We start from the raw sequence: 14026 nt of genomic DNA, 5'->3' as shown, positions 1-14026 counted from the left end.
GCGGCGACCCGTGCGGTCCTGGAACGAATCCGGGCGGAGGCCGATCGAGCACTGCCGCTCCCGCTGCGGCCTCCGGCCTGGCCCGAGGCCGCGGAAGGAGCCCTGCTCGTAGCGGCCCTGACAGCGTGGGCGCAGGCCTGCCCGCGGCCGCTGGTGCTGTTCTTCGACGAGATCGACTCTCTGCGCGGGCTGACTCTGATCAGCGTGCTCAGCCAGCTCCGAGATGGTTTCCGTGGACGTCCTGACAGCTTTCCCGCCTCGGTCGCCCTGCGCGGGCTGCGCGACGTCCGCGACTACAAAGCCGCGTCTGGTGGGGATCCGTCGCGGCTGGGGACGTCCAGCCCGTTCAACATCAAGCTGGAGTCGCTGCGGCTGGGGGACTTCACCGCGAACGAGGTGCGGGATCTCTACGCGCAGCACACTTCCGAGACCGGCCGGGAGTTCACGTCGGCCGCCGTCGATCGGGCAGTCGAGCTCACCGCCGGCCAGCCGTGGCTGGTCAACGCGCTCGCCCGTGAGATCGTCGAGGAGATCGGAGTCCCACCCGTCGAGCCGATCACCACAGACCATGTGGAGCAGGCCAAGGAGCGGCTCATCCTTGCTCGCGCCAGGAAAGCGTGACCGCGGACCCGCGGTCGTTCGTGCGCCCCGACGGCACCTTCGACCTGCCGAAAATGATCAGCGAGTTCACCGAATTCTGGATGGAGCACGGCGAGTTCCTCACCTCTCGTGACTACTACCACGAGGCGGCGCCCCAGCTGGTGCTCATGGGTTTTCTGCAGCGGGTCGTGAACGGCGGTGGCTACGTCGACCGGGAGTACGGCGTCGGCACCGGGCGTACGGACCTGCTGATCCGCTGGCCACACACCGCCGAGGACGGCACCCGCCGCCTCCAGCGGGAGGCTCTTGAGCTCAAGGTGTGGCGCGAGGGCCGGGCCGACCCGCTGCGCGCGGGTCTGGGTCAACTCGACCGCTACCTCGACCGCCTGGGCCTGGCCACCGGCGTTCTCGTCATCTTCGATCAGCGTCCGAACGCCGAGGACATCGTCGAGCGCACGGTCATCACCACCGCGACGAGCCCCGCTGGACGCACCGTCACCCTGGTCCGGGCGTAACCAGCGGGGCGGGCTCTCTGCGACGGCGCGGACGATCCGGCGGCACCGCGCCAGTCTCCGTCGATCGAACGAGGTGCCTGCGGCCGCTCAGCGGGGGAGGCCGAGGCCTCGTTCGGCGATGGCGTTGCGCTGGATCTCGTCGGTGCCGCCGCCCAGGCGCAGGCCGGGGGCGAACAGCAGCCGTTCGATCCACGGGGCGGAGACCTCGTCGTCGACGACGGTCGCGGCCATCCCGAGGATGGTGGTCGCGGCGTCGGCGCTGAGGCGGGCGTGCTCGGAGTACAGCAGTTTCGTGGTCGGGCCGGCGGCGGCGACGGCGTGGCCGGCGGCGATGCGGGCGCGCAGCAGGTCGAGGGTGCGCTCCCGGATGGCGGCCTGGGCCAGCAGGTCCCGCACGACCGGGTCGCCGTCGCAGCCGAGGGTGCGGGCCAGGCCGACGAGCTGGGTGGCGGAGCGGGCGCTGGTGCCGCCGCCGATCGCGGCGCGTTCGCTCGCGAGCATCGTGCGCAGCACGGCCCAGCCCTCGCCGGGGGCGCCGATGAGACCGTTCTCCGGCACGTGGGCGTCGTCGAGGAACACCTCGTTGAAGTGGTAGGCCCCGGACATCTGCCGCAGCGGCCGGATGTCGACACCGGGCTGCGCCATGTCCAGCAGGAAGCAGGACAGGCCCGCACGGCCCTCCTCCCGGCTGCCGGTGCGCGCGATGAGCAGCGCGTACTCGCTGCACCCGGCGTTGGACGTCCACACCTTCTGGCCGGTGACGGACCAGCCGCCGCCGTCGACCGGGGTCGCCCGGGTCTGCACGTTGGCGAGGTCGGAGCCGGCGCCCGGCTCGGACAGCAGCTGGCACCAGCTGTGCTCGCCGCGCAGAATCGGCGGCAGGAAGGTGGCGCGCTGCTCGTGCGTGCCGTGCCCGAACAGCACCGCGGGCACCATCTCCAGGCCGACGGCGAACATCTTCGTCGACACGCCCCAGCGGGCCTGCTCCTCGATGACGACCTCGTCCTGCCAGTCGGGTGCGCCGTGCCCGCCGTACTCGGGCCGCCACGAGCGGCCGGCGAGGCCGGCGTCGAAGAGCCTGCGCTGCCACGCGCGGGTCACGGAGATCGCGTGCTGTTCCTGCGCGCGGTACTCCTCGGCGGTGGCGGCGCTGACGATGTGCACCGCGGAGAAGTCCTCCGGTGAGCCCTTGCGTGGCGCGTTGGCGGCGAACCACTCGTGGACACGGGCCTGGAACTCCGACCGCCCCTCGGCGGGCCGGTCGGACACCGGGGCGGCTGGGTTCGGCATCGGGTCTGCGCCTCCGCTGGGATTCATGAGGGTTCGGCTACGAGAAGGATGGTGGGGTGCGTCAGGCGGGGAGTTCGGCGAGCAGCACCTGGGCGAGGCGCTGGCGGTGCTGCGCCGCGTTGCCGAACAGCTGACGGGAGCTGTGGGCCCGCTTCAGGTAGAGGTGGGCCGGGTGCTCCCAGGTGAAGCCGATGCCGCCGTGCACCTGGATGTTCTCGGTGGCGGCGGTGACGAACGCGTCGCCGCAGCAGGCCTTGGCGAGGCTGGCCGCCGCCGGCAGCTCGAGCGGGCTCTCGGCCGCGGCCCACAGGCCGTGGTAGGCGGCCGAACGCGCCGACTCGACGGCCAGGTGCAGGTCGGCGAGCTTGTGTTTGATGGCCTGGAACGCGCCGATCGGCCGGCCGAACTGGACTCGGGTCTTCGCGTAGTCGACGGCCATGTCCAGCACCCGCGACGCGGCGCCGACCTGTTCGGTGGCGACGGCGATCGCGGCGAGGTCGAGCACGCGCTCCAGGGCCGGCCAGGCCGCGCCGTCGGTGCCGATCAGGCGGGCGGGGGCTGCGGTGAAGGTGAGGTCGGCCTGCCGGCGGGTCTGGTCGAGCGTCGCGCGGGGTTCGCGCCGCACCCCCGGGGCGTCGGCGGCGACCGCGAACACGCTCAGGCCGGCGTCGGTGCGGGCCACGACGAGCAGCAGCGCGGCGGTCTGCCCGTCGGGCACGAACGACTTGCGGCCCGAGACGGTCCAGCCGCCCGAGCCCGAGCCCGAGCCCGCGCTCGGGGACGGGGACGCGGCGCAGGTGATGGCGTGGGGGTCGTCCCAGCGGCCGGTGGACTCGGTGAGCGCGAGGGTGGCCAGCGTCGTCCCGTCGGCGATGCCGGGCAGGTAGTCGGCGCAGGCGCCCGCGTCACCCAGCTCGAGCAGGGTGGAGGCGGCGAGGACCACGGTCGACAGCAGCGGCGCGCACAGCAGCGCACGCCCCGCCTCCTCCAGGACGATGCCCAGCTCGACGAATCCGCAGCCCGCGCCGCCGTACTCCTCGGGCAGTGCCAGCCCCGCGATGCCCAGCTCGGCGGCGAGCTGGTGCCAGACGTCCGGGTCGTAGCCCTCGGACGTCTCCATGAGGCGCCGGACCTCGGTCTCCGGCGAGTTCTTGTCGAGGAAGTCGCGGACCGTCCGGCGCAGCTCGTTCTGCTCGTCGGAGAAGGCGAGGTTCACGGGGTCTTCCTGTCGGTGTCGCCGAGGCCGAGAACGCGGGCGGCGTTCTCGCGCAGGAACTTCGGCCACACCTCCGCCTTGAGGGGGACCTGGGCCAGCTCCGTCATGATCCGGTCGAGGCTCAGCCCCATCGGGAAGTAGCCGCCGTAGATGATTTTGTCTGCGCCGCGGGTGTTGGCGTAGTCGATGATGTTCGCCGGGTAGTAGCGCGGCGAGAAGGCGCTGGTCGAGTAGTAGAGGTTCGGCCATTTGAGCATCAGCTTCACCGCGAGGTCCGTCCACGGCTCGGCGCCGTGGCGCATCACGAAGACGAGCTCGGGGAAGTCGTACATCACCTGGTCGATGAGCTCGACCCGCTGCACCATGGACGGGACCCGGGGGCCGGCGATCCCGACCGAGACGAAGACGGGGATCTCCAGCTCGACGCACTTGGCGTAGATCGGGTACATCTGCGGCGCGTCGATGGCGACCTGCGGGGAGACCCCGTGCGGGAACAGCGAGACGGCGCGGACACCCCATTCCTCGTGCATGCGGACGAGGGTGCGCAGCCCCGCCATGCCCTGGTTCGGGTCGCAGGTCCACGAGGCGACGAACCGGCCCGGGTGTTCGGTGAGCGCGCGCTGGGCGACCTCGGTGTTCGCGCTCAGGCTGATCAGCGCGACGTCGAGGCCGTGGCGGTCCATCTCGCCGAGCACGAGGGCCACCGGGTCCGCGTCCTGCGCCTCGTGGGTGGTCGGCACGTCGTGGAACATGTACGACGCGGGCATCACGAAGTCCTCGCGCGACTCCTTGTCGCGCAGCACCGAGCGGATCTGCCGGTACAGCGCGGCCGGGTCCTGGGGGAGCCCTACCAGGGTGTCGATCACGCCGAGGTCGAGCGGCCAGGGCCGGTCGTGAGCGACCGGAGCGGCGGGGGACGGGTGCGCGGAAGCCACCTTGGACACCTTCCGTGACGTGATGCCGTGACGTGATGCCGGGACGTGCGGCGGCGACGTGATGCCGGGACTTGCGGCGATCGGGTCGTGCGGCTCGTGTGGCGATCGGGTCGTGCGGCGGTCGGGTCGTGCGGCGATGTGGTGCGGGCTGGATATGTGGTGCGGGCTGGAAATGTGGTGCGGGCCGGCTGTGGTGCGGGCCGGACCGGGCTCACGATAGCCGCCAACCGGTCTCGATGTCGACATCGATATCAAGGTGCGTTACGCTCGCTCCCGCGGCGGCGGACCGATCTTTCGTGGCGCTGCCCCGACGCACCGACCAGAGACCGAACATCCCATTCCCACGCCGTCCACGTCCATCACGGTCGGGGGACCAGCACCTCGCCGGTGAGGCTGGAGGACACGAGGACATATGCAGCCCAGCGGCTACGTGGCAGATCCCAGCGGCTACGCGACCTACGATCCGGACCGGCCCGCGCTGGTCATGGCTCGCGGTCGGCAGGTCATCACCTATGGCGCCCTCAACGAGCGGTCCGCCCGACTGGCCCGGCTCCTGAGTGACCGAGGGCTGGTCGCCGGCGACGTCGTCGCGCTGCTGGCGGAGAACCATCCGCGGTTCATGGAGGTGCTGTGGGCGGCGGTGCGCTCGGGCCTGTACCTGACGGCTATCAACCGCTATGGGACCGCCGAGGAGATCGCCTACATCCTGCGCGACTCGGGAGCCTGCGCGCTGGTGACGACGGCGACGCTCGCCGCGACCGCGGTTCCCGCGGCACGTGAGGTGCCGGGCTGCGCCACCCGTCTGATGATTGACGGCGTCCGGGAGGGCGCCGACGGCGGCGGCGCCGACGGGTTCGAGGCCTACGAGGCCGCGATCGCCGCGGTGCCCGCCGAGAGCCCCGCGCGGCCGGTGCTGGGCGAGCTGATGCTCTACTCCTCGGGCACGACGGGGCGGCCGAAGGGGATCAAGCGGCCGCTGCAGGAGCTGGACGGCAGCGTGCCCATCGTGGCGAAGGGCGCGCGGATGTGCCGCAGCCTCGCCGGCATGAACGAGCGCTCGGTGTATCTGTGCCCGGCGCCGCTCTACCACGCGGCCCCGCTGGGCTGGGTGCGCGGAGCACACGAGCTGGGCGCCACCGTGGTGATCATGGAGAAGTTCGACGCCCGGGAGATGCTCGAGGTGATCGAGCGGGAGCGGGTCACCCACCTGCAGGCGGTGCCGACGATGTTCGTCCGGCTGCTGAAGCTCCCGGAGGAGATCCGCCGGCGCTACGACCTTTCCAGCCTGCAGCGGGTCCTGCACGCCGGAGCGCCGTGCCCGGTGCCGGTGAAGCGGCAGATCATCGACTGGTTCGGCCCGATCGTGACCGAGTACTACTCCGGCACCGAGGGCGCCGGCATGACGGTGATCTCGTCGGCGGAGTGGCTCGAACGCCCCGGGTCGGTCGGCCGGGCGTCACTGGGCAGGATCCGTGTCTGCGGCCCGGACGGCGCCGAGCTGCCCGTCGGTGAGACGGGCTCGATCTACTTCGAACGCGAGGACACCGTGTTCGAGTACCACAACGACGCGGAGAAGACGCTGTCGGCCCGCCACCCCGAGCACGCCAACTGGCTGTCGCTGGGGGACATGGGCTACGTCGACGAGGACGGATACCTCTACCTCACCGACCGCAGCGCGTTCACCATCATCTCGGGTGGGGTGAACATCTACCCGGCGGAGATCGAGGCCTGCCTCACGATCCACCCGGACGTCGAGGACGTGGCCGTCTTCGGGTTGCCCGACCCGGAGATGGGCGAGTACGTGCAGGCGGTCGTCCAGCCCGTCGCGGGGGCGGAGCCGACACCGGAGCTGGCCGAACAGCTGCGCGCCCATGTCCGGGCGCACCTCGCCGGGCCGAAGGTGCCGCGGGTCGTCGACTTCGCGGCGGAGCTGCCGCGGCTGCCGACGGGAAAGCTCTACAAGGTCCCGCTCCGCCAGCAGTACCTCGACCGCCTGGCCGCGGAGCCACCGGCCGCGGAGCTACCGGGCGCGGAGCCACCGGCCGCTCAGGCCGGGTCGCCGGCCGCTCAGGCCGGGTCGCCGGCGCCGACCGAAGACGTCAAAGAAGACCACGAAGTGGAGGAGAGCGGTGAGCGCGCGTAACGAGCTCTACATCGACGGGCGCTGGACCGCCCCGGCCGGCACCGAGGTGTTCGAGGTGATCTCCGCCGGCAGCGAGGAGGTCGTCGGCTCGGTGCCGGTGGGGCAGCGCGCGGACATCGACCGGGCCGTCGCCGCCGCCCGCGCCGCCTTCGACTCCGGGCCGTGGCCCCGGCTGGACCCGGCCGAGCGCGGCGCGGCACTGGGCCGGCTGTCGAAGGCGCTGCAGGCGCGCTCCGAGGAACTCGCCGTCACGATCAGCCAGGAGAACGGCACCCCCGTCGCCGCCGCCCGGCTGGCGCAGGTGCTGATGGCGACGATGACGCTGGACTACTACGCCGGGCTCGCCCCCGAGATCGCCTTCACCGAGACCAGGGCGGGAATGCTCGGGCCGACCGTCGTGCGGCGGCGCCCGGTGGGGGTCGTGGGCGCGATCGTGGCCTGGAACGTGCCGCTCTACCTGAGCGCGCTCAAGCTGGGCCCGGCGCTGCTCGCCGGCTGCACCGTCGTGCTCAAGCCGGCGCCGGACGCCCCGCTGTCCCTGCAGATCCTCGCCGACGCCGCCGCGGACGCCGACCTGCCACCCGGTGTGCTCAATGTCGTCCCGGCCGACCGGGACGTCAGCGAGTACCTGGTGACCCACCCGGGCGTCGACAAGATCTCGTTCACCGGCAGCACCGCGGCCGGCCGGCGCATCGCCTCGCTGTGCGGGGAGCTGCTGCGCCCGGTGAGCCTGGAGCTCGGCGGCAAGGGCGCGGCACTCGTGCTCCCGGACGCGGACCTCGGCCGTGCGCTGCCCGGGATCCTGCAGTACGGCTTCATGCTCAACGGGCAGGCCTGCGTCGCGCAGACCCGCATCCTGACACCCCGTGACCGCCACGCCGAGCTGGTCGAGGGCCTGCTCGCGGCGGTCGGCGCGCTGAAGGTCGGTGATCCGCTGGACGAGGCCACCGGACTCGGGCCGCTGGCCAGCGCCCGGCAGCGGGACCGGGTCGAGGAGTACATCGGGATCGGGCGGGACGAGGGCGCCACGCTGGCTCTCGGAGGCGGCCGGCCCGCCGGGCAGGCACGCGGCTTCTTCGTCGAACCGACCGTCTTCACCGACGTCGACCCGGCGATGCGGATCGCCCAGGAGGAGATCTTCGGCCCGGTGCTGACCGTCATCCCCTACGACACGGTGGATGACGCGGTCGCGATCGCCAACGGCACCCGCTACGGGCTGGGTGGCACGATCTGGACGTCCGACGTCGAGGCGGGCTACGCCCTGGCCGACCGGATCGACGTCGGCGTGCTCGGCGTCAACATGTTCATGCTCGACAACGTCGCGCCGTTCGGTGGGGTCAAGGATTCCGGGATCGGCCGCGAGCTGGGCCCGGAGGCACTCGCGGCCTACCTGACCTACCAGACGGTCAACCTGCCGGCCGGTTCCACCCCGGGGAGCCTGAGATGACAACACAGACCACGCAGGCCACAGACCAGCTCAGCGAGCTCGGCTTCTACACCCTGGCCGGGCACAGCGGGAGCCCGCGCGACCTGGTCGACGAGGTGCGCAAGGCCGAGGAGCTGGGCCTGGGCGCCGCGTTCATCTCGGAGCGGTTCTCCACCAAGGACGCGGCCACCCTCTCCGGCGCCGCCGGCGCGGTCAGCGACAAGATCGGCATCGCGACCGCCGCGACGAACCACAACACCCGCCACCCGATCGTCACCGCGACGATGGCGACCACGATGCACCGCCTTACCGGCGGCCGGTTCGCGCTCGGACTCGGCCGCGGCTTCGACGGCCTGTTCAAGGCGCTCGGCCTGGCGCCGATCACCGGCGCGCAGATCGAGGACGTCGTCGGCCTGCTGCGCCGGCTGTGGAAGGGCGAGATGGTGCTCGGCCACGACGGCCCGGCCGGCAAGTTCCCCTATCTGCACCAGGACCGGGACTTCGACGAGGACATCCCGATCCTCATCGCCGCGCTCGGCACCCGAACCCTGGAGCTCGCCGGCCGCTGCCTCGACGCGGTCGTGCTGCACACCTTCTACTCGGACGCCGCTGTCACCGAGGCGCTCGCCGCTGTCGCGCGGGGAGCGAAGTCGGTGGGGCGAGACCCGGCCGAGGTGCGGGTGTGGTCGGTGCTCGCCACCGTCTCCGACGAGATCCCCGAGGACCGGCGGCTGCTCAAGACCATCGGTCGGCTCGCCTCCTACCTGCAGGGCTACGGCGACCTGATGGTGCGGGTCAACGACTGGGACCCTGCGGTGCTGGAGCGTTTCCGGGCCGACACGTTCGTCCGCGGCTTCAAGGGCGCCTTCGACGCCAAGGCGACCACCGCCGAGCTCGAGCATCTCGCCACGCTGATTCCGGCGGAGTGGATCGCGACCAGCGCGACCGGCAGCCCGCGGCAGTGCGCCGACGCCGTCGCCCGCCAGTTCGACCTGGGTGTGACGGGTGTGATCATGCACGGCGCGACACCGACGGAGCTCACCTCGGTGGTGGACGCGTACCGCGATATCCGTCCGGCGGCCGTCCGTGACCTGCCGGCGAACCCCGGGCGGGTCGCATGACCGGTGACGTTCGCGCACCAGCCGCACCAGCCGCGTCAGGGCAGGCGGCGGTCCTGGGTGGCGGCCCCGGGATCGTCGACGACCCCGCCGAGATCACGCCGGCCTGGATGACCGACGTCCTGCGGGCGGGCGGTCTCGACGCCGAGGTGACCGGGGTGCGGTTCGAGCCGGTCGGCACCGGCCAGACGGCCGTCAGCTACCGCTTCCACCTCGACGGACGTGGGGCGGACGGACGTGGGGCGCCGGCCAGCCTGGTGGTCAAGATGGCCGCCGGTGCGCCGGACGTCCGCCGGCGGCTGCGGTCCGCCTACCGCAACGAGGTCGGTTTCTACGCCTACTTCGCGCACCGGGCGGCGATTCGGACGCCCCGCTGCTGGTACGCCGCGGTCAGCGACGACCTGCTCCGGTTCACCCTGGTGCTCGACGACGCGTATCCGGCCGAAGCCGGCAGCCAGCTCGACGGCTGCTCGCAGGCGCGGGCGACGATCGCCGTGCGCAACCTCGCGGGCCTGCACGCCCCGTTCTGGAACGCCGAGAACCTGAGCGGGGAGGAGGGCTTCGGGAAGGACGCCCCGCTCGGGAGGGACACGGCCTGGCCGGTCCGCGCGGACGAACGCGGCATGGCCTACCTCGGCAAGGTCGTGACGGCGGCGGCCGCCGAGTTCACCGAGAGGTACCGGGAGCAGCTCGAGCCGGAGGACGCCGAGACGCTGCTGCGCGCGGCGGCACTCGTCAGCGGCTGGGGCCGGCACACGGCCACCCGCCATTCCCTGATCCACGGGGACTATCGGCTCGACAACCTTCTGTTCACCGGCGACTCGGACGTCCAGGCCGTCGACTGGCAGACGCTGGAGATCGGTTTTCCGGGGCGGGACCTCGCCTACTTCCTGTCCACCGCGCTCGCGCCGGCGGCGCGGCGGGCCCAGGAGGTGGAGCTGGTCGCCGCGTATCACGACCAGCTCGTCGAGTACGGCGTGACCGGCTACTCGGGCGCGGACTGTTTCGAGGACTACCGCCGCGGAATGCTGCAGGGTCCGCTGATCACGATGATCGGCTGCGTGTACGCGAGTGCTCCGCGCACAGACAGCTCCGATCGGATGTTCCTGTCGATGGCCACCAACGCGGCCCGCGCGATTCGCGACCTGGGTGTCCTCGACCTGCTCTCGGCCTCGGCATAAGGCATTCCGCACCGGAGGTTCACGTGGAAAATCCGTTCGGCTACCGCGGGCGGCGGGTGGTCGTCACCGGCGGGGCCTCTGGCATCGGCGCGGCCCTGCTCGACCTGCTCCAGGATCTCGGTGCGGCCGACATCACCGTGATCGACCGTAATCCTCCGGATGCCAAGGTCGACCACTTCATCGAGGCCGACCTGTCGTCCCAGGCCGGTGTCGACGCGGCCGTGGCCGCGATCGAGGGCCCCGTCCACGTGCTGTTCAACAACGCAGGTGTCGCGGGCACGCAGCCGGCACCGGTTGTGTTCAGCGTGAACTACCTGGCGGTCCGGCGGCTGACGCAGGAGCTGACGGCGCAGATGCCGGCTGGCGCGGCCGTCGTCATCACCTCGTCCATGGCCGGCATCGGCTGGCAGGCGCACAAGGACGAGCTGCTCAAGCTGCTGGCGATCGACGACTGGGACGAGGCCCTGGCCTGGCTCGACGCCCATCCCGACCTGGCCGCCGACCCGTACGCGCTGTCCAAGGAGTGCACCCAGCTCTACACGCACTACGCGGCGCGCGGGGCCAGCTGGGCGCGGACACGGATCAACAGCGCCTGCCCCGGCCCGGTCAGCACGCCGCTGCTGAGCGACTTCCGGGTGACGATGACCGACGAGCTCATCGACTGGTCGGTTCGGCAGGGTAACGGGCGGGCGGCCACGCCGGCCGAGGTCGCGCGGATCCTGGCCTTCCTCGGCTCGGACGCCGCGGGCTACCTCAACGGCGTGAACATCCCGGTGGACGCGGGCCTGCAGGCAGCGCTCATCACCGGCCAGACCGACTGAGGTCACCGGCCAGACCGACCGAGAGCGCCAGCGCCGAAGCGGCCGGTAGCCTATTATTGACATCGACGTCGACTTTGAAGGGTTGGCGTCGAAGTATCGACCTGAGACAGTGATCGGGAAGCGAGGTGGATCGTGACCAGCCCGGCGACCAAGCCATGGATCTTCGACTTCGACAACCACTACTACGAGGCCGAGGATGCCTTCACGAGATACCAGGACCCCTCGCTGCGCAACCGGGGGGTCCGCTGGGCCGAGGTGAACGGCCGGCGGCGCCTGCTCGTGGGCGGCACCCTCAACTCCTACATCGCCAACCCGACGTTCGATCCCGTCGCGAAGCCGGGCGCGCTGTACGACTGGTACCGGGGCAACCCGCGCCAGCAGCAGATCAAGGACGCGTTCGGTGAGCTGGAGCCGCTGCCCGCCGAGTACCACGACCGCGCGGCCCGGCTGCGGGTGATGGACGAGCAGGGCCTCGCCGCCATGCTGGTGTTCCCGACCCTCGGTGTCGGCCTCGAGGACGCGCTCAAGCGCGACACCGACGCCGCCGGAAAGGTGTTCCAGGCGTTCAACCGGTGGCTGGACGACGACTGGGGCTTCCGCTACGAGAACCGCCTGTTCGCGGTGCCCTACATCCCGCTGCTCGACCCGGCGTTCGCCGCCGAGGAACTGCGCCGCCTCATCGACGCCGGTGCCCTCGTCGTGAACGTGCGCAACGCGCCGGTGCCGGTGGCCGGCGGCTACCGCTCGCCGTTCGACCCGGCCTACGACCCGTTCTGGGGCCTGGCCGCCGAAGCCGGCGTCGCGGTGGCCACGCACGCCGGCCTGGACGGCTACGACGCCCTCGTGCAGATGTGGGAGCCGGGCGGCGAGGAGACCTCCCTGTTCCGCTCGCCGCTGCGCGGCATCGTCACGAAAGGCCGCGCGGTCAGCGACTTCTACGCCGCCGCGGTCTGCCACCGGATCTTCGACCGGTTCCCGGCACTGCGCTTCGCCAGCGTGGAGAACGGCGCCTCCTGGGTGCCCGAGCTGCTGCACCGCCTCGACGACGCCGCCAACCGCAACCCCGGCTACTTCCGCGACTCCCCGCGGGAGGTGTTCGGCGAGCATGTCTGGATCACCCCCTTCTGGGAGGACGACATCGACAAGCTCGTCGCGGACGTCCGGGTCGACCGCCTGCTGCTCGGCTCGGACTGGCCGCACGCCGAGGGTGTGCGTCAGCCCGTGGACTTCCTGGACGAGTCCCTCTCCGGCCTCAGCGAGGCGGACGTCCGGCTGGTCGCCCGTGACAACGCGCTGGCGGTCACCGGAATCAAGCTCGACTGATCTCCGCCTGATCCTCCACGGTCCGCCCGGCCTGCCACTGGCAGGTCGGGCGGTGCTGTGCCGGGCCGCCCGGGAGCCCGTGGTCAGCCGGTTGACCACGGACGAACCGTGGCGGCCAGGTCAGCGTGCAGATCCGCCAGCAGGCGCAGGCATTCGTCCGTGGCGTCGAGGACGAGGTGATGATGTGCCTCAGGCACCGTCACGAACGTCGTTCCGGCCGGCAAGGCCGCGCGGGCGTACGCGGCGACCTCGTCGCTGACGATGAGGCTGCGCCCGGCGCGGACGAACCACACCGGATTCCGCAGCCGCGCCAGGCTCTCCGTCACCCGGTCGTTGTCGATCAGCGGCAGCCCGCGCTGATCGAACTTCCAGGTCCAGCCCTGGGCGGCCGTGCTCGGGCGCACCGCGTACTCGGCGACCGGGCGGACCACCTCGGCGGAGGGCTCCGGCTGCGGCGGGCGCAGCCGGAACCGCGCCGCGGCGACGTCCCGGGTGGGATAGCGGATCTCGCGGCCGGGCGGAAGCGACGCCATCCGAGGCGGCGGCGAGCCGGCCGGCCGGAGCATCGAGTCGAACATGACGATCCCGCCGAACCGGTCCGGATGATCGGCCCCGGCGACCGCGGCGATCCGGCCGCCCATGCTGTGCCCGACCAACAACGCCTGCCGGGACCCGACCGCGTCGAGCACCGTGATCAGGTCGGACGTCCACACGTCCACGCCGTAGCGGTCGCGGTGCCCGCTGTCGCCGTGCCCGCTGAGGTCGAACCGGATCACCCGCCAGCGTTCCTCCAACGCCGGCAGCATCCGGTACCACCACCCGTGGTGTGCCCGGTAGCCATGCACAAGCACCAGATCGCGGCTTCCCGACCCGGACACCGCGTAGCGGATCGGCGTGCCATCGACCAGCACTGTGTCCGGCAACGCGAAGTCGGACATCCGCGGTCCCTGCGCGGATGTCTCCAACTCGGCCAGCGCCGCCGGCCTGGCGGCAGCCTCGGTCTCGACCCGGCCCACTGCGCTCCCCACCGTGCGTCTCTCGTACCAGCCAGAACCGATCAATTCTCGATCGGCCCGGTCCGCCGGTGCGCTTGGATGTGGCCGGCGTAGCAGGGATGGTCGTCCTGTGCGGCGCGAAGGCCGCCGCGATGTCACGCTCAGCGCGTCGGCGCGGCCAAACCCAGGGTCGTGGTGAGCCGGGTGCGCATCCGCTGTCCGCGCTGCTTGGCAGCCGGTTGTGCGCACCGGCGCGCGGGTGTCTGCCGGGTGCGGCGGTTCCGCTGAACCGCCGCACACCCGTCGTGGGCCGTCACGGTCGGGCCCGCCGCCGCCACGGTCGAGGCCTGGGTTGGGTCGGGGTTGTGAGAACTGTCGGTGGTCGGTGTGACGATGCGCGGGTCCGATAGAGCGACGACACCCCTGGCCCGGTGATCCTCATGATCGACACTTCTGCTGCTGC

Annotated in this window: 12 protein-coding genes; 8 read left to right on the top strand and 4 right to left on the bottom strand. The window is 71.7% G+C overall.

Going from position 1 to position 14026, the window contains the following annotated elements:
- The first annotated feature begins 153 nt into the window (after positions 1-153).
- A complete protein-coding gene (locus AWX74_RS42865) occupies positions 154-621 on the top strand; it encodes a hypothetical protein (RefSeq protein WP_193209692.1) in 468 nt (155 codons plus the stop codon).
- Complete coding sequence (locus AWX74_RS42860; protein ID WP_193209691.1) at positions 618-1115, top strand: hypothetical protein; 498 nt, start codon at positions 618-620, stop codon at positions 1113-1115. Before AWX74_RS42865 ends, AWX74_RS42860 begins: the two co-directional genes overlap by 4 nt.
- 87 nt (positions 1116-1202) lie before the next feature.
- Here AWX74_RS42860 and AWX74_RS19280 read toward each other — a convergent pair whose 3' ends face one another.
- The 3 genes from AWX74_RS19280 to AWX74_RS19270 all read right to left on the bottom strand — a co-directional run bounded on the left by AWX74_RS19280 (position 1203) and on the right by AWX74_RS19270 (position 4556).
- Positions 1203-2405, bottom strand: coding sequence for an acyl-CoA dehydrogenase family protein (locus AWX74_RS19280; RefSeq protein ID WP_091278680.1), 1203 nt, complete (start codon positions 2403-2405; stop codon positions 1203-1205).
- 61 nt (positions 2406-2466) lie between these two features.
- Complete coding sequence (locus AWX74_RS19275; RefSeq protein ID WP_091278678.1) at positions 2467-3621, bottom strand: acyl-CoA dehydrogenase family protein; 1155 nt, start codon at positions 3619-3621, stop codon at positions 2467-2469.
- Positions 3618-4556: an amidohydrolase family protein gene (locus AWX74_RS19270; RefSeq protein ID WP_091279009.1), complete on the bottom strand. Its 939-nt coding sequence runs from the start codon at positions 4554-4556 to the stop codon at positions 3618-3620. Before AWX74_RS19270 ends, AWX74_RS19275 begins: the two co-directional genes overlap by 4 nt.
- 412 nt (positions 4557-4968) lie before the next feature.
- Here AWX74_RS19270 and AWX74_RS19265 point away from each other — a divergent pair, with 412 nt between their 5' ends.
- The 6 genes from AWX74_RS19265 to AWX74_RS19240 all read left to right on the top strand — a co-directional run bounded on the left by AWX74_RS19265 (position 4969) and on the right by AWX74_RS19240 (position 12568).
- Positions 4969-6699 (top strand): acyl-CoA synthetase, encoded by a 1731-nt coding sequence (locus AWX74_RS19265; RefSeq protein WP_091278675.1) that lies wholly within the window; start codon positions 4969-4971, stop codon positions 6697-6699.
- On the top strand, positions 6686-8146 hold the full coding sequence (locus AWX74_RS19260) for an aldehyde dehydrogenase (protein WP_091278672.1): 1461 nt from the start codon (positions 6686-6688) through the stop codon (positions 8144-8146). Before AWX74_RS19265 ends, AWX74_RS19260 begins: the two co-directional genes overlap by 14 nt.
- Positions 8143-9246: a TIGR03857 family LLM class F420-dependent oxidoreductase gene (locus tag AWX74_RS19255; protein WP_091278669.1), complete on the top strand. Its 1104-nt coding sequence runs from the start codon at positions 8143-8145 to the stop codon at positions 9244-9246. Before AWX74_RS19260 ends, AWX74_RS19255 begins: the two co-directional genes overlap by 4 nt.
- Positions 9243-10424 carry a phosphotransferase gene (locus AWX74_RS19250; protein WP_091278667.1) on the top strand — a complete coding sequence of 394 codons (1182 nt, stop codon included), beginning with the start codon at positions 9243-9245 and terminating at the stop codon, positions 10422-10424. The genes AWX74_RS19255 and AWX74_RS19250 overlap by 4 nt, the downstream gene beginning before the upstream one ends.
- A gap of 23 nt (positions 10425-10447) precedes the next feature.
- The gene (locus AWX74_RS19245) at positions 10448-11245 is read left to right on the top strand and encodes a coniferyl-alcohol dehydrogenase (RefSeq protein WP_091278664.1); all 798 of its coding nucleotides are present in this window, start codon (positions 10448-10450) and stop codon (positions 11243-11245) included.
- Between the two features lie 132 nt (positions 11246-11377).
- On the top strand, positions 11378-12568 hold the full coding sequence (locus tag AWX74_RS19240; RefSeq protein WP_091278661.1) for an amidohydrolase family protein: 1191 nt from the start codon (positions 11378-11380) through the stop codon (positions 12566-12568).
- A gap of 83 nt (positions 12569-12651) precedes the next feature.
- Here AWX74_RS19240 and AWX74_RS19235 read toward each other — a convergent pair whose 3' ends face one another.
- Positions 12652-13596: an alpha/beta fold hydrolase gene (locus AWX74_RS19235; RefSeq protein ID WP_242666317.1), complete on the bottom strand. Its 945-nt coding sequence runs from the start codon at positions 13594-13596 to the stop codon at positions 12652-12654.
- Positions 13597-14026 lie beyond the last annotated feature (430 nt).

The sequence above is a fragment of the Parafrankia irregularis genome (assembly GCF_001536285.1).
Lineage (GTDB): Bacteria > Actinomycetota > Actinomycetes > Frankiales > Frankiaceae > Parafrankia > Parafrankia irregularis.
This window is presented reverse-complemented; position numbering and strand designations above follow the sequence as displayed.